Below are 16114 nucleotides of genomic sequence, written 5' to 3' on the forward strand. Positions count from 1 at the left end.
CACACCGAAACGAAGGGTGATTAGCTCAGCTGGGAGAGCATCTGCCTTACAAGCAGAGGGTCGGCGGTTCGATCCCGTCATCACCCACCATTCGCTTCATGTGTTACGCGCAGCGGTAGTTCAGTCGGTTAGAATACCGGCCTGTCACGCCGGGGGTCGCGGGTTCGAGTCCCGTCCGCTGCGCCATATTCGGTAACCTGGAATGCTGAACGCCAGGTCACCACAAGAAGCCCGCTCATTGAGCGGGCTTTTTGCTGTCTGGGGTTTGTAAAAACCCAAAAAACGCCGCCGATCATTTCCGATGATCGGCGGCGTTTTCTATGGGCGGATCAGAAATCCCAGCGCGTGGTGACCATCACATTGCGGGGTTCGCCATAAGCGGCAGAGTTATAGAAACCGATATTGGTGTAGTAGGACTTGTCGAAGATATTGTTGACGTTCAGCGTCGCCGACAGGTTCTTGGTGACCTGGTAGCGTGTCATCAGATCCACCAGCCAATAGGCGTCTTGGGAGAACTCTTCATAGCCTTTATGGGGCGTGTTGTAGATGTCTTGCCAGCCCACGCTCTGCCAGCGTACGCCGCCGCCGACGGTCAACTTGTCTAGGTTGCCCTTGAGTTTATAGGTGGTATAGAGCTTGGCCTGATCTTCAGGCTCGAAAGTGGAAATCTTTACGTCCTTGTCGTCGCGCACGATCTTGTGGGTGTACCCAGCCTGGAGTTGCCAGCCTGGGGCAATCTCGCCGGACACTTCCACTTCATAGCCCTTGGTCACCGCCTTGCTGCTCTTGTAGGCGTAGTTGGACGGTATTGGCGTCTGGTTGTTGTACGCGTCGTCGGAGAGCGCGCGATTGGATTCGTGGATTTCAAAGTATGCCGCGCTGGCGTTCAAGCGGCCGTCGAGGAAATCGGCTTTCAGGCCCAACTCCCAGTTCTGGCCCTCATCCGGCTCAAGCAGCTTGTTGTCGCGGTCGCGGTTGTAGTTCTCCTGCGGCATGAAGATATCGGTGTAGCTGGCGTAGACCGAGTAGGTATCGTTCAGGTCGTAGATGGCGCCCACATATGGCACGAATCGCCCGGATTCGCGGTAGCTCGGGTTGTTGCCGGTGACTTGGTAGTTGACCACGCGGCCGCCCAGCAGCAGCTTGAGGTCGTCGGCGAGGTTCAGGCGCGTGGTCATGTAGGCGCCAGTCTGGCGCACGGTGTCGTCGGTCAATGACTGTGCCTGGCCCCAATCCGGAATCGTGGCGTGGCCGTGCCAGTTATTGAAGTCGACGGTGTTCGGGGCGAGGTTCCAGTAGCCTTTGCCTTTCCATTGCGAGGCGCTGATAGAGCCGCCCAGCACCAGCTCGTGCTCGCGACCGCCAAGGCTGAACGGGCCGCTTACATACAGGTCGGCCGAGTCGCTGACGGTGTCGCCGGTGTACTTGCCGGAAGTGAGGTTTGCCGTGCCGTCCGGTTGGGGCTGGTCGCCCTGGATCGAGCCCATCAGCGCATGATAGCCATTGATCTTGTGGTCCAGTTGCAGCTTGCCGATCCAGCCATCACCCAAATCATGTTCCAGCATGGCGAACACCGTGCGGGTGTATTGCTCCCAACTGCTCCAGTCGGCAGCATTGTTGAACGAGCGCTTCGCACTGTTGCGATCGCCCTTGGAGTTGATCAACGGGAAACTGCCGGACCACGACGAGGCCGTCGGCAGGCTGTCTTGATAGTCGCCGCCTACGGTCAGCAAGGTGTCGGGTGACAGGTCGAACTCCATGATGCCGTAGTACGTCGGGCTCTTGCGCGAATAACGGTCCATGAACGAGCGCTTGTCCTGATAGGCCGCAACCGCGCGGCCACGCACATTGCCGCTGTCGGTCATTGGGCCGCTGACGTCCAGTTCACTGCGGTAGTTGTCCCACGAGCCCGCGCCGAGGGTGGCGTGACCCTGGAAGTCCGCGGTGGGTTTCTTGCGCACCAGGTTGATCGTCGCCCCCAGCGAACCGGCGCCGGTGAGCAGGCCGGTGGCGCCCTTGAGCACTTCGACGCGGTCGTAGATCGCCATGTCGCTCAGGGTATTGCCCGCTGAGTAGGCAACGTTACGCGCCGTCGAAGGAATGCCGTCGTACTGGAAGTTATTGATCGAAAAGCCTCGCGCGTAATAGTTGCTGCGCTCGGTGTCGAAGGCCGACACCGTGATACCCGGCGTATGGCGCATCACGTCATCGACGTTGTTCAGGCCGAAATCATCCATGTGCTGGCGGGTGACCACGCTGACGGACTGCGGGGTTTGCTTGGGGGTCAGTATCAGCCGGGTGGAAGTGGCGATGGTGCCGGGCGTGTAGGAGCCGGTGCCTTCGGTGACGTTGCCCAACTGGGTGGCGGTGACCGCGGTGGGGCCCAGCTCCATGGCGCCGTTGCTGGCAGTCGGGATGACGTGCAGCGCGTACCCTTGGGCGCCTTTGACGGCGCGATAACCACTGCCTTGCAGCAACCGATCAAACCCGTCCTGTGTGGCGTAGTTGCCTTTCAGGCCCGGGCCCTGGAGGCCTTCAAGTGCCTGGGACTGGAACACAATGGCCACGCCGGCCTGCTGGGCAAATCGGTTGAGCGAGGTGCCCAGCGGCCCGGCGGGGATGTCGTAGGTTTGGGCGGCGACGTTGACCGTGTCCGCCTGGGCAAGGTGTGTGCCCATCGCAGTCGCGGTGAAAAGGGCCAAGGAAAGCGGCGCACTTTTCAGTAGGCCGAAGCGTGCGCGTGGATCAGAAGGGGTGTACATGGACAGGGCAATCCTTTATGAGTCGAATTACCTTGCTTGACGGGTAACTGCAAAAAAACCGGAAGCAAATGCGAATAATTATTTATTGGGCGTTGTTTCGGGGCTCACGACCATCAGCCACGGCGTGAAGCTGCGGACCTTGATCGGCAAGTTTTTTGCCAGCAATTGCAGGGCATGATCACTGTCATCCAGCGCAATTACCGCCGAAACCCGCAGGTTTTGCAGGGCTGCGCGATCAAATTGCAGGTGGCCGCTCCGATGGCGGGCGATTTCATCCAGCACCTCGGGCAGCGGCCGGTTTTCCACCACCAACTGATGGCGGCGCCAGGCTTCATTGATGCTGGCCGGGTCAATGCTGTCGCTCAGGCGTACCTCGTTCGAACTCATCAAGGCCCGGGAGCCGGCATCCACTTCCACGGTCTGCTGGCTGTTGGCACTGTGCGCCGCCACGCGTGACTGCAACATGCTCAGTACGGTGACATCACCCTCGCGCTTGACCACAAACCGCGTGCCCAGTGCGCGCAAGGTGCCTTGGGGAGTCTGCACGATAAATGGCCGTGCGCTGTCGTGGGCGACGTCCACCAGGATCTCGCCTTGCAGCAGTTCAATGCGTCGCTGCTGCTGATCGAAATGCAGGTTTGCCGCACTGGTGCCGTTCAAGGTCAGCGTCGAACCGTCCGCCAGTTGCAGGGTTTGCCACTGGCCAGGACCATTACGCACATCGGCCATCCACTGTTGCGGGTAAGGGCTGGTGAGCAGCGCGGCGGCAGGAATCGCCAGGCTGCACGCCAGCACCAGAGCGCGTAGGTTATGCTTGCTGCGTCGTGACGTCTGATGGGTAAACGCCGCGTTCAACGCTGCCCGCGCCGGTGATTTTTTCCCGCGCAGGGCCTGCATCCGTGAAATGACGGCTTCCATCCGTTCGGCCGCAGCCGCGTAGTGCGGGCCTTGTTGTTTCCAGCACTCGAAGGCCATGCGCTGAGCCTCGCTCAAATCACCTTCGTGCAGGCGCAGCATCCACTCGGCTGCTTGTTCCTCTATCTGTGAGTGGGTGTCGGACATGGGCGGGTCAGGTGTTCATGCTGTGGCCACAATGCACCAGCGCCCGGATCAGGTACTTACGCACGGTGCGTTCCGACAGCTTGAGCTGCCGGGCGATTTGCTGTTGGGTCAGCTCTTCGAGGTAATACAGCACAAACGCCTGGCGTGAATATTCGTGCATGCCTTCCAGGATAAACGCAATGTGCTCAAGCGCCTCGAGCGTGGTGTGGATTTGCTCTGGCGATTGGAACCCCTCAAGTACGTCTACCGTCAGTGCCAGTTCTTGCAGGTAAGCCTGTTCAATCTGTTTGCGCCGGGCCTGATCGATAAGCAGGCGCCGGGCAGTGGTACTCAAATACGCCCGCGGCTCGCGAATGCTCGCCACCGATTCGCGAGCATTTAGAATACGTGCAAAGGTGTCTTGCGCCAGATCAGCCGCATTCTGGCGGCAACCCAGCTTGCGCCGCAGCCAAGTGAGTAGCCAGCCGTGATGCTCGCTGTAGAGCAGGGTTATTTCCCGTTGAAATGGCGGTTCACCCACAGACATAAGCGTGGCTCAGGCGTTATTGAGAATGGTTTTTAATTGTGCGGCCAAGCGCTGGGTAAACGCAATAGACTCGCGTTTGAGGGCGAGAAGCCCCATTTTTCGGGGTGTGCGTCGTCCTGAAGAAATTATTTTAAATAAATTGCATTTAAATCAAGACATTGCGGATTTTTGGTGTATGATGCCGCCCACACCGAAACGAAGGGTGATTAGCTCAGCTGGGAGAGCATCTGCCTTACAAGCAGAGGGTCGGCGGTTCGATCCCGTCATCACCCACCATTCGCTTCATGTGTTACGCGCAGCGGTAGTTCAGTCGGTTAGAATACCGGCCTGTCACGCCGGGGGTCGCGGGTTCGAGTCCCGTCCGCTGCGCCATATTCGGTAACCTGGAACGCTGAACGCCAGGTCACCACAAGAAGCCCGCTCATTGAGCGGGCTTTTTTTTGCCTGCGATTCAGCAGGGCGACTCAACGGCGCGCATCGGCGCGACATCGCGTCGGCCCAAGAACACACACACCACCACCGCGGTAAGCAAGGTGAGCCCGGCCAACAATTGCAGCAACGTAGTAAACCCGGCGATGTAAGCCGTGCGCAGCACATCCAGTGGAATGTTCGTACTGGCGTGTCGGGCATCACCCATGACCAACTGCTGGGCAACCACTGAAACATCCTGAGCAGTACTCGCTGGTAGATGCTGCGCGATCAACGCGCTCAACACCGCCATGGTGATCGCCAGCGCTACACCTTCACTGGCGACCCGGGTTGTATTGAAAATCCCTGCCGCCATGCCTGCGCGTTCTTTTGGCACCACGCTGATTGCCAGGCCGTCCATCAAACCCCACGGCAACCCCGTACCCATCCCAATGACCAGCATCGCGGCCACAGCCTGCAGCGGCTGGCCGACCTCGACCCGGCTCAACCCGTACAGACCTGCTGCCGCGATCAGCAGGCCAATGGCACACAACAGGCCGGGCGACAGCCAGCGCGTCAGCGTCGCGGCAATGATCGGCACCACCAGCATCGGTGCCGACAGCGCCAGCATCATCAAGCCTGCGTCAAATGCACTGGCACCTTCCACACCGATAAACCGTAGCGGCAGCAGCACAATCAAGACGATGTAGCAGTAACAGGTGCCAATCGGCAGTAACTGCACGCCAAGAAAGCGCGCAAAGCGAAACAGCCGCAGGTCCAACATCGGTTGGCTTGCGCGGTTTTCAACCAGGATAAACGCCAGTAAAAACACCACCGTCGCCACCAGCAAAGAGAGGGTCGTGAAGGAGCTCCAACCCTGTTCCGGTGACAGGATCACCGCCGTGGTCAAGCTCACCAGCATGGCTGAAAACGTCAACACCCCGGCCACATCCAGGCGCAGTGCGTACGGGTCGCGGCTCTCACGCATTGTGGGCGCGGCAAATAATAGCGAGAGGCCTGCCAGCAAGGCGGTGGCGAGGAAAATCGCGCGCCAGCCCCATTGTTCGATCAGCCACCCCGACAGCAGCGGGCCAAACGCTAGGCCGGCGCCAAAGGTCGTGCCCAGCAGGCTGAAGGCGCGCGTTCTGGCATGGCCGTCAAATTCCTGGGCCAATGCCGCACAGCCGCTGGCTAATGCTGTCGCCGCTGCAACGCCTTGCACCCCGCGCAATATATCCAGCCAGAGTATGCCCGGCGCCACGGCCAACAGCAGGGAAACCAGGCTGAACAGCGCCATTCCCCACAAGAACAAACGCCTGCGCCCATAGCGGTCAGCGAGGGTTCCGGCGGCCATCAACAGGCTGGCGAAACTGAGCATGAATGCGTTGGTGATCCACGCCAGCGGTGTGGGATGGGCTGCGAAGGTTTGACCGATAAAGGGCGTGGCCACCGCGCCTCCGGTAAAACTCATGGGCAGCACCAGGGCCGCCAGGCAGATCGCGGCCAAGATCGCATAGCGGCCATGCGTGGAGTGGTTTGCTGCGTTCATGGGGAATGTCCCGTTGATCTATCGAGATAAAGACTCTAATTAGGATGTAATCATCGATAAATAGGCTTACATTCCGCTCATAGCGGACTAAAAAGATGCAATGACGTGGCGGACAATCTCAACGGTGTGGTCGCCTTCGTCAAAACGGCAGAAGCCCTCAGCTTTACCGGGGCTGCCCGGGCGATGGGTATTTCCGCTTCGGCGGTCGGCAAAAACGTCGCCAAGCTGGAGGCCGAACTGAAGGTGCGGCTGTTGCACCGCAGTACTCGCAAAGTCAGCCTCACCGCCGAGGGCCAGCTGTTCTATGAGCGCAGTCGCAAAATCCTCGATGACCTGCAGGACGCCCGCGCCATGCTCTCCCATGCCATGCAGGCACCGCGTGGCAAGCTGCGGGTCAGCCTGCCCACCATCGGCTATCGCTTCCTCTTTCCCCATATGCTCGCATTCAGGCAAGCCTATCCGGAGATTGAGTTGGAACTGGATTTCAACGACCACCTAGTGGACGTGATCGAGGAGGGTTTCGACGTGGTGATCCGCAGCGGCGGCCTGGCGACTCGACGCTGATGGCGCGTAAGCTCGGGCCGTTCAGGTTTGTACTGTGTGCGTCCCCAACGTACCTGCGGGCTAATGGCCGCCCAGCAACCCTCAGTGATCTTGAACACCACCAATGCCTGCGTTATCGGTTCGCTACCACCGGCAAAATCATGGACTGGAGCTTATCCGCCAACCCGGCGATCACTCAGTTGCGCCTGCCCACCGCACTGACCTTGAACAATATGGAAGCCATGCTCAGGGCGGCGATTGATGGCCATGGCATTGCCTACGTGCCGGACTTTCTGGCCCGTGAGGCGCTGGCTCAAGCACAGTTGGAAACCGTGTTGGACGGGCACGCTGATGATCAGGGCCAGTTCTGGGCGCTGTGGCCGTCCAGTCGGCATCTGTCGCCAAAAATCCGCGTGTTTGTGGACTTTGCCGCCGAGCATCTGTTCACACCCCCATCAACCGGTAGCCCACCTGCAACTCGGTAATAAAATGCTGCGGTTGCGCCGGATCTGCTTCTAGTTTTTGCCGCAAGTGCGCCATGTGCACGCGCAAATAGTGCGCGCGATCCACGTAATCCAGGCCCCACACTTCCAGTAATAATTGACGGTGCGTCAGTACACGGCTCTGGCCGCGAATCATCGCGCAGAGCAAGCGGTACTCGATGGGCGTGAGGTGCACCGGCTGCCCCTGGCGCCATACCTCATGGGTTGCAAGGTCGACTTCAATCTCGCCAAACGCGACTTTGCTGGTGGCCGCCACGGCGCCGGTCTGCCCATGCCGGCGCAGTTGCGCGCGGATGCGGGCGAGCAACTCGGGCACGCCGAACGGCTTGGTCAGGTAGTCATCGGCCCCGGCGTCCAGGGCGGCGACTTTTTCTTCCTCGCGATCACGCGCCGACAGCACCAGAATCGGCACGGCCAGCCAGCCACGCAGTTCGCTGATCAGTTGCTTGCCATCGCCGTCCGGCAGGCCGAGGTCGACGATCACCAGGTCCGGTTGACGGCTGGCGGCATGGATCAGCGCACGTTTGACGCTGTCGGCCTCAAACACCTGAAAGCCTTCGTCTTGCAGGGCGATCCCGACGAAGCGGCGAATATTGGCTTCGTCTTCAACAATCAAAATGCGTGCAGTGCTCATAGGGCTTCCATAAGCGGCGGGGTGCCCGCCGGTAAGATAATGATGAAGTGCATGCCGCCCGCGTGGCCGGGGTTGGCTTCGATGCGCCCGCCATGGGCTTCAACGATGCGTTTGGCCAACGCCAGGCCCAGGCCGATGCCGGCGACGGACGATTCCTGCTGGCCGCGCGTGAAGGGTTCGAACAGATTGGCCGGGGCGCTGCCTGGGCCGTTGTCGCTGACCTCAAGCACGATGGTGTCGGCAACGGCGCGCGCCGCGACGGTAATGCGGGTGCCCGGCGGGGTGTACTTGGCGGCGTTGTCCAGCAGGTTGACCAGCACGCGCTCGATCAACAGCGCGTCGATTTCCACCAGCGGCAATTGCGGGTCCAGTGTGGTGTTTAGGCGGTGGCGCGCCAGTGGCTCACGCAGTTGGCGCAGCGCACTGCCGACGATTTCTTCCAGCGAATGCCATTGGCGGTTCAGGCGCACACCGCGTTCCTGCATGCGCGCCATGTCCAGCAGGTTTTCGATCAGCCGCTGCATGGAGGTGGCCTGTTCATGAATGCCAGTGAGCAATTCGGTTAGCGGACCGGGCGGGGCATGGGGCAGGGCGGTGTCGGCGGCGCCGATCAGTGTGGTCAGCGGTGTGCGCAGGTCGTGGGAAATCGCCGCGAGCAAGGTGTTGCGCATTTTCTCGCCTTCCATCTGTACCAGCGTGCTTTGCGCCACTTCGACGAAGTGCACGCGCTCCAGTGCAATCGCCAGTTGGCTCATGCAGGCTTCCAGCAGCCGGCGTTCCTGCGGGTCGCTCAAGCGTTCACTCTGCGCCAGTTCCAGCACCAGTACGCCGCGTACGCGCATCGGCGCTTTGAGCGGCCAGTAGCAGCCCTTGGCCGCCGATAAGGTGTCGGTGCCGTGGCCGGCGGCTTGGCCATGGTCGTAGGTCCATTGGGCGATGCTGTCGTCGATCGGCAACCCGCTGGCACTCACGCTGTGCACGCCATCGGCGGCATCCGGCAGCGCCAGGCCGACCCGCGCTTCGAACACGCCGCTGAAGGTGCGCAGGGCCACTTCACTGATTTGCTCCACGGTCAGCGCCGCCGACAGGTCGCGGGCCAGCCGCGCCAATGAGGTGGCGCGCCGTTCGCGGGCGGCGGCGGTGCGTGCTTCGTGGCGCAGGCGCGCGGTGAGTTGCCCGGTGATCAGGGCGATGCCGAGCATCAATGCAAAGGTGAAGAAATACTGGGTGTCATTGACGGTGAACGAGTAGCGCGGCTGCACGAAAAAGAAGTCGAAACACAGCACCGCGAGCATCGCCGCCCATACGCCGGGGCCGCGCCCTAAACGCAGGGCCACCAGCACCACCGTGAGCAAAAACAGCATGACCACGTTGGCCAGGTCGAACACCTGCAGCAGCAGGGCGGCGACGGCACTGGCGGCGAAACACGCCAGGCTGGCCCACAGATACGCCAGCGTTGTACCGGCAGCCGGTGCAGTTTTTTCGATGAGCGGCGGCTTGCCCGGCAACAGCCCATGAGCAATCACGATCTGATCGATTTGCGGATGGTGCCGGCTGATCCGGTCGCTGACCGACTGGTGCCAGAACCGCCACGCCTGGCGCGGATGGTGGCCGAGCACCAGGCGATTGGCGTTGTGCTCGCGGGCGCAGGCGGCCAGCGCCTCGGCCACGTCCATGCCCGGCAGCGTCGCGGTGTCGGCGCCGAATTCGGCGGCCAATGCCAAGGTTTTCATCGCGGTCAGGTAGCGCCTGGCGCCGCGGCCTTGGTGCGCGGCCACGTGCACCACGATCCAGTCGGCTTCGAGCTTTTGCGCCAGGCGCGCCGCTTCGCGCACCAGGCGTTCATCGCCGGCATCGCCCGCCACGCCAACCAGCAGCCGTTCGCGGGCCGGCCACAAGGTACTGATCGAGCGTTCGCGGCGGTACACACGCATTTGCGTATCGACGCGGTCGGCCGTGCGGCGCAGCGCCAGCTCACGCAATGCCAACAGGTTGCCCTTGCGGAAAAAATGCCGCGAGGCGCGCTCGGCCTGTGGGCCCAGGTACACCTTGCCGTCCTTGAGGCGTTGCAGCAGATCATCGGGCGGCAGGTCGATCACCACCACTTCGTGGGCGTTATCGAACACATGATCCGGCACCGTTTCGCGTACGCGAATGCCGATGATCCCACTGACCAGATCATTCAGGCTTTCCAGGTGCTGGACGTTGAGGGTGGTCCACACATCAATGCCGGCGCTGAGCAGTTCTTCAACGTCTTGCCAGCGCTTGGGGTGGCGCGAACCGGGCACGTTGCTGTGGGCCAATTCGTCCACCAACACCACGGTGGGGTGCCGGCGCAGGGCAGCATCGAGGTCGAATTCGCTGAGGGCGAACTCGCGGTGCAACAGGGCGGCACGGGGCAGTTGTTCCAGGCCGTCGAGCAACTCGGCGGTCTCGGCGCGGCCATGGGTTTCCACCACGCCTGCGAGGACGTCACGGCCCAGGGCGACTTCGCGTTGCGCCGCCGCGAGCATGGCGCAGGTCTTGCCCACCCCGGCATTGGAGCCGAAGTAGATACGCAATTTGCCGCGCAAGGCGGCCTGTTCTTCCAGCTGTACTCGTGCCAGCAGGGCGTCGGGGTCGGGGCGGTCATCGTTTAATGCGGGCATGTCATTCCTGTTGAATACAACACATTTAACTGTGGGAGCTGGCTTGCCTGCGATGGCGGCGAGTCAGTCAGTACAGGGCTAGCTGACCCACCGCTATCGCAGGCAAGCCAGCTCCCACATTGGGCTTCGGTGCTACACGAGACCTAATCCGGTCAATAGCATGTCGATCAACTTGATCCCGGCGAACGGCACCAACACCCCGCCCAGGCCGTAGATCAGCAAGTTGCGGTTAAGCAACGCCGCCGCACCGATCGCGCGGTAGGTCACCCCGCGCAGCGCCAGCGGAATCAACGCGACAATGATCAGCGCGTTAAAAATCACCGCGCTGAGAATCGCCGAGTTGGGGCTGCTCAGGTGCATCACGTTCAACGCGCCGAGCTGCGGGTAGGTGGCAACAAACGCCGCCGGGATAATTGCGAAGTACTTCGCCACGTCATTCGCCACGCTGAAGGTGGTGAGGGCGCCACGGGTCATCAGCATCTGTTTGCCGACCTCGACCACTTCGATCAGCTTGGTCGGGTTGCTGTCGAGGTCGACCATGTTGCCGGCCTCTTTCGCCGCTTGGGTGCCGCTGTTCATCGCCACCGCCACGTCGGCCTGGGCCAGCGCCGGTGCGTCGTTGGTGCCGTCGCCGGTCATGGCCACCAGCTTGCCCTGAGCCTGGTAGTCGCGGATCAGTTGCAGCTTGTCTTCCGGGCGGGCCTCGGCGAGGAAGTCATCCACCCCGGCTTCCACCGCAATCGCGGCGGCGGTCAGGCGGTTGTCGCCGGTGATCATCACGGTCTTGATGCCCATGCGCCGCAGTTCGGCGAAGCGCTCCTTGATGCCGCCTTTGACCACGTCCTTGAGCTCTACCACGCCCAACGCTTTGGCACCGTCGCACACCACCAGCGGGGTGCTGCCGCGCCGTGACACTTCATCGACCTTGGCCTGCAACGCCGCCGGGAAACTCCCACCCAAGGCTTCGATATGGCTGCGAATCGCATCCGCCGCGCCTTTGCGAATCGCCCGGCCTTCGGGCAGGTCTACGCCGCTCATGCGGGTTTGCGCGGTGAAGTGCACAAAGCTGGCGCCCAGGGCGTTGATGTCCCGCGCGCGGATGTCGAATTTCTGTTTGGCCAGCACCACGATGCTGCGGCCTTCTGGGGTTTCATCCGCCAGCGACGCGAGCTGCGCGGCATCGGCCAGCTCGGCTTCTTTCACGCCCGGTGCTGGCAAAAAGCTGCTGGCCTGGCGATTGCCCAGGGTGATGGTGCCGGTCTTGTCCAGCAGCAACACGTCGACATCGCCCGCCGCCTCGACCGCACGGCCGGAGGTGGCGATGACGTTCGCCGACATCATCCGGCTCATGCCCGCCACGCCGATGGCCGAGAGCAGGCCGCCGATAGTGGTGGGGATCAGGCACACCAGCAATGCCACCAACACCGTGGCGCTGATCACGCTGCCGCTGCCGCTCATGGCCACGGCGAAAATCGAGTAAGGGCTGAGCGTGGCGATCACCAGCAGGAACAGCAGGGTCAGGCCCACCAGTAAAATCGTCAGCGCGACTTCGTTGGGGGTCTTCTGGCGCTTGGCCGATTCAACCATCGAAATCATGCGGTCCAGGAACGATTCGCCGGGGTTGACGCTGATGCGCACCACCAGCCAATCCGACAGCACCCGCGTACCGCCGGTGACCGAGGAAAAGTCGCCACCGGCCTCGCGAATCACCGGCGCCGATTCGCCAGTGATTGCGCTTTCATCCACCGAGGCCACGCCTTCAATCACCACGCCGTCCAGCGGCACCAGGTCGCCGGCTTCGATCAACACCACGTTGTCTTTGCGCAGCAGGCTGGCTTCCAGCGGCAACCAGGCCGCACCGTGGCGCGGCTGCTGCAGCAACTTGGCCAGGGTCTGGCGTTTCATGCCGCGCAGGCTGGCGGCCTGGGCGCGGCTGCGACCTTCGGCCAGGGCTTCGGCGAAGTTGGCGAACAGCACGGTGAACCACAACCACAAGGTGATGCTGAGGATAAAACCGCTGGGCGCTTCACCCTTGCCGCCCAGGGACTGGAACCACAGCAGAGTGGTGAGGATGCTGCCCAGGTACACCACGAACATCACCGGGTTTTTCCATTGGGTCTGGGGCAGCAGTTTCTTCAACGCATCGACGCCGGCGGTGAGCACGATGCGTCGGTCAAACAGGGGTAAACGAGCATTCTTCATGAGGGCAATCTCTTACTCACTGACCGCAATAGAGGGCTGACGTGCATCCAGCGCCAAGTTGAGTTGCAGCACGTTCACCCGTGGCTCGCCAAGCAAGCCGAGGGTGCGCGCGGCGGTGTGGTCGTTGAGCAGTTGCAGCAGCTCGGCTTCGGGGATGTGCCGCAGGCGCGCTACTCGGGCCAGTTGCAGCCGGGCGTTGACCACCGAGATATGTGGGTCGAGGCCCGATGCGGAGGCGGTGACTGCGTCCACTGGCACCTGGGCATCGGCGGCCAGGCCGTTGGCCTGGCGATAGGCCTTGGCCCGCGCCGCCACTTGGTCCAGCAGTTTCTGGCTGGTCGGACCCAAATTGCTGGCGCCGCTGGAACCGGCGTTGTACGGCTGCGAAATGCTTTTGCTCGGGTCTTGCGGATCGGCGCCGAGGGTCATGCTCGGGCGGCCCTGGAAGTACTCAGGCTTCGTGAAGTGTTGGCCGATCAACGCCGAGCCGATCACCAGCCCGTCGCGTTCAATCAGCGAGCCATTGGCCTGATACGGGAGCAACAGTTGCGCGGCCAGGGTGGTGAAGGCGGGGTACGCCAGCCCGGTCAGCAGCATGAAAAACACCGCCGACACCAGCACCGGACGCAGCAGCCCTTTGAATATCGATTGAGTCGTCATCAACATGTCCTTAGTTGTACGTCTGGCCGGACAGCAACTGCAGTTGCTCCACCAGCGGGCCGAGCGCGAGCGCCGGCAAGAAGGTCAGGCCACCGACCACCAGCACCACGAACACCACCAGCAGCATGAACAGCGGGGTCGCGGTGGGGATGGTGCCGGCGCCGGCCGGTACGGTCTTTTTCATCGCCAGGGAACCGGCCACGGCAAGCATCGGCAGCATGGTGAAGAAGCGTCCGATCAACATCGCCAAGCCAATGGTGGTGTTGAAAAACGGCGTGTTGGCGTTCAGCCCGGCAAACGCCGAACCGTTGTTGGCGGTGCCCGAGGTGTAGGCGTAGAGCACCTCGCTGAAGCCGTGGGGGCCGAGGTTGTTGAGGCTGGCCAGGGTGTCCGGCCACAGGGCGGCGAGGGCGGTGAAACCGAGAATGCTGATGGGGTGCGCGAGCACCGAGAGCATCACCAGTTTCATCTCGCGGGCCTCGATTTTCTTGCCGAGGAATTCCGGGCTGCGGCCGATCATCATGCCCACCAGGAACACGGTGAGTAGCGCGTACTGGATCAGGTTGATAAAGCCCACGCCGTCACCGCCGAACACGCAGTTGAGCATCATCTGCGCCAGCGGCACGAAGCCGCCCATGGGCGTCAGCGAGTCATGCATGGTGTTGACCGAGCCGGTAGTGGCAGCGGTGGTGGTGGCGATAAACAGGCTGCTGTCGGCGATGCCAAAGCGCAATTCCTTGCCTTCCATGTTGCCGCCGCTTTGCTCGATCGACAGCGTCTGGTTGGCGCCGGCCTGGGTCAGCAGCGGGTTGCCGGTTTGCTCGGCGCCATACACCAGCGCCAGGAAGCCGATAAACATCACCAGGAAGGTGCCGAAAAACACCCAGCCCTGACGGCGTTGCACCAGCATGCTGCCAAAGGTGTAGGTCAGTGCCGACGGGATCAACAGCATGCTGAGGATGTGCAGGATGTTGGTCAGCGGCGTCGGGTTTTCGAACGGATGCGCGGCGTTCATGCTGAAGAAGCCGCCGCCGTTGGTGCCGATATGCTTGATCGATTCAAAGCTGGCGACTGCGCCGACAATCAACTGTTGCTGCGCGCCCTCAAGCGTCGTTGCCAAGGCTTGAGAGGCGAAGGTCTGCGGCATGCCTTGCCACACATACACCAGCGCCATGCCCACGCACAGCGGCAGCATCACCCGGTAAAGGGTGCGAGTGAAGTCGACCCAGAAGTTGCCGATATCGGCTGAGCTCGAACGGCTCAATCCACGAATAAAACCTGCCGCCGCGACCACGCCGGACGTGGCACCGACAAACATCAGAAAGGTGATGACCGCCATCTGGCTGAAGTTCGACAGGCTGGTTTCGCCCGAGTACGCCTGCCAGTTGGTGTTGGTAATAAAGGACGCGGCGGTGTTGAACGCCAGGTCCGGGGTTTGTGCGGCCAGCCCCAGCGGATTGATGGGCATCACCGCCTGCAAACGCAGGACGATATAGCCGAGCAGCATCATTGCCGCGTTCGACAGCAGCAACGCTGAGCCATAGCGGGCCCAGCCCATGGTCTCTAACGGGTTGATGCCCAGCAGGCGATAGGTACCGCGTTCCGGCAGGGCGTGGTGGATCCCGGTGAATACCCGGGTCAGCCACTTGCCCATCAGCACGGCGAGCGCGGTCATCAACCCCAGGACCAGCGCAAATTCCAGCAAAGTGCTTAACATGTCGTGGCTCCGTTCAAATCTTGCCCATGGCGACAATGGCCATGGCAGTCGCACTAAAGAACACCAGGGAGAGGCCCATAAACATCACGTCGTACATGGCGAGCTCCCTAGAACTTTTCGGCGCGAATGAGGGCGTAGCCCAAGTAAGCGAACAGCCCGACGGCACATAAACCGCTGGCGACATAAATGAAGGTCAGTGTGAGCACGGTGTAACTCCCCTTGTTGAATAAGCCGGCGAGGTTAAGCGCTTGGGTATCAAGCTCGGGCACTGATTACGGGGGGCGGTATTAAGACGGTATATAGATGGGTTTTTGCCGGGCGAACGAAAACAAGGGATAGCCCGGTGCTGGGGTATCCCTTGAAAGTCTGGGGTTCTGCTGATTTCGCTGATCAGCTTATTTGGCTTTCTTTTTCTTTTCGCCACGGGTGGCGAGGTGCTCGAAGCAAAACGCAGCGGTGCCGAAGAGCGCAATCATTGACAGGACGACCATGCCTAACGTTGAACTTTCCACGATGACTTCCTACGGGTGATTAGGGCAGGAAGTGACGGTAGAGGGTGCGGGGTTAGTTGCTCAATAGAGGCGACGTAATCGTTATGGCGAATAGGCTATCTATACGCATTCTTTACGGATGATCAGCGATTTGGCGGTCACGGGCGCGCGCCCATTACGGATTAAGGCACCCGCGCGCTGCGCACTGTTCGGTAACTTGGAGCGCAATGCTCATAGCAGCGAAGATCAACTGAACTGTGCTGGGGCGTCATGACGTGGGGGAATACCCCCATGCTCATTGGTCAATTGCGCCACTTGCCGCTTAAACGGTTATCTATAGCCACGCGAAGACTTCCAGGCGGGCTTCCGGCAGCAGGACGCTGCAGTGCCCGCTCTCTAATAGCCTTTC

At 61.5% G+C, this 16114-nt stretch carries 10 protein-coding genes, 4 tRNA genes and 1 pseudogene; 5 read left to right on the forward strand and 10 right to left on the reverse strand.

The window, feature by feature from the left end; genetic code table 11:
• Positions 1-14 precede the first annotated feature (14 nt).
• Positions 15-90 (forward strand) — tRNA-Val (locus KZH41_RS10885).
• 19 nt (positions 91-109) lie between these two features.
• Positions 110-186 (forward strand) — tRNA-Asp (locus KZH41_RS10890).
• 143 nt (positions 187-329) lie between these two features.
• Here the strand turns inward: KZH41_RS10890 and KZH41_RS10895 are convergent.
• From KZH41_RS10895 to KZH41_RS10905, 3 genes are all read right to left on the reverse strand, one after another.
• Positions 330-2762, reverse strand: a complete 2433-nt coding sequence (locus KZH41_RS10895) for a TonB-dependent siderophore receptor (protein ID WP_318654899.1) — start codon at positions 2760-2762, stop codon at positions 330-332.
• Between the two features lie 78 nt (positions 2763-2840).
• A complete protein-coding gene (locus KZH41_RS10900; protein ID WP_263274802.1) occupies positions 2841-3824 on the reverse strand; it encodes a FecR family protein in 984 nt (327 codons plus the stop codon).
• A gap of 7 nt (positions 3825-3831) precedes the next feature.
• Entirely contained in the window at positions 3832-4350 is a 519-nt protein-coding gene (locus tag KZH41_RS10905) for a sigma-70 family RNA polymerase sigma factor (protein ID WP_094953863.1), read from the reverse strand.
• Positions 4351-4550: 200 nt separating this feature from the next.
• Between KZH41_RS10905 and KZH41_RS10910 the strand changes: the two genes are divergently transcribed.
• Positions 4551-4626, forward strand: a tRNA-Val gene (locus tag KZH41_RS10910).
• Positions 4627-4645: 19 nt separating this feature from the next.
• Positions 4646-4722, forward strand: a tRNA-Asp gene (locus tag KZH41_RS10915).
• A gap of 79 nt (positions 4723-4801) precedes the next feature.
• Here KZH41_RS10915 and KZH41_RS10920 read toward each other — a convergent pair.
• Positions 4802-6307 (reverse strand): MFS transporter, encoded by a 1506-nt coding sequence (locus tag KZH41_RS10920; RefSeq protein ID WP_263274803.1) that lies wholly within the window; start codon positions 6305-6307, stop codon positions 4802-4804.
• Positions 6308-6433: 126 nt separating this feature from the next.
• Here KZH41_RS10920 and KZH41_RS10925 point away from each other — a divergent pair.
• Positions 6434-7335, forward strand: a pseudogene (locus tag KZH41_RS10925) (LysR family transcriptional regulator).
• Here the strand turns inward: KZH41_RS10925 and KZH41_RS10930 are convergent.
• The 6 genes from KZH41_RS10930 to kdpF all read right to left on the reverse strand — a co-directional run bounded on the left by KZH41_RS10930 (position 7295) and on the right by kdpF (position 15420).
• Complete coding sequence (locus KZH41_RS10930; RefSeq protein ID WP_242155245.1) at positions 7295-7987, reverse strand: response regulator; 693 nt, start codon at positions 7985-7987, stop codon at positions 7295-7297. The pseudogene KZH41_RS10925 and the gene KZH41_RS10930 overlap by 41 nt on opposite strands.
• On the reverse strand, positions 7984-10635 hold the full coding sequence (locus KZH41_RS10935) for a sensor histidine kinase (RefSeq protein WP_263274804.1): 2652 nt from the start codon (positions 10633-10635) through the stop codon (positions 7984-7986). The genes KZH41_RS10930 and KZH41_RS10935 overlap by 4 nt, the downstream gene beginning before the upstream one ends.
• Before the next feature lie 132 nt (positions 10636-10767).
• Positions 10768-12837 carry a potassium-transporting ATPase subunit KdpB gene (kdpB, locus tag KZH41_RS10940; RefSeq protein ID WP_263274805.1) on the reverse strand — a complete coding sequence of 690 codons (2070 nt, stop codon included), beginning with the start codon at positions 12835-12837 and terminating at the stop codon, positions 10768-10770.
• 12 nt (positions 12838-12849) lie between these two features.
• On the reverse strand, positions 12850-13497 hold the full coding sequence (gene kdpC, locus KZH41_RS10945) for a K(+)-transporting ATPase subunit C (protein ID WP_094953569.1): 648 nt from the start codon (positions 13495-13497) through the stop codon (positions 12850-12852).
• A gap of 10 nt (positions 13498-13507) precedes the next feature.
• Entirely contained in the window at positions 13508-15214 is a 1707-nt protein-coding gene (gene kdpA, locus KZH41_RS10950; RefSeq protein WP_263274806.1) for a potassium-transporting ATPase subunit KdpA, read from the reverse strand.
• Between the two features lie 107 nt (positions 15215-15321).
• Positions 15322-15420 (reverse strand): K(+)-transporting ATPase subunit F, encoded by a 99-nt coding sequence (kdpF, locus tag KZH41_RS10955; protein ID WP_053255293.1) that lies wholly within the window; start codon positions 15418-15420, stop codon positions 15322-15324.
• Positions 15421-16114: the final 694 nt, after the last annotated feature.

The organism is Pseudomonas sp. YeP6b (genome assembly GCF_025642995.1).
Lineage (GTDB): Bacteria > Pseudomonadota > Gammaproteobacteria > Pseudomonadales > Pseudomonadaceae > Aquipseudomonas.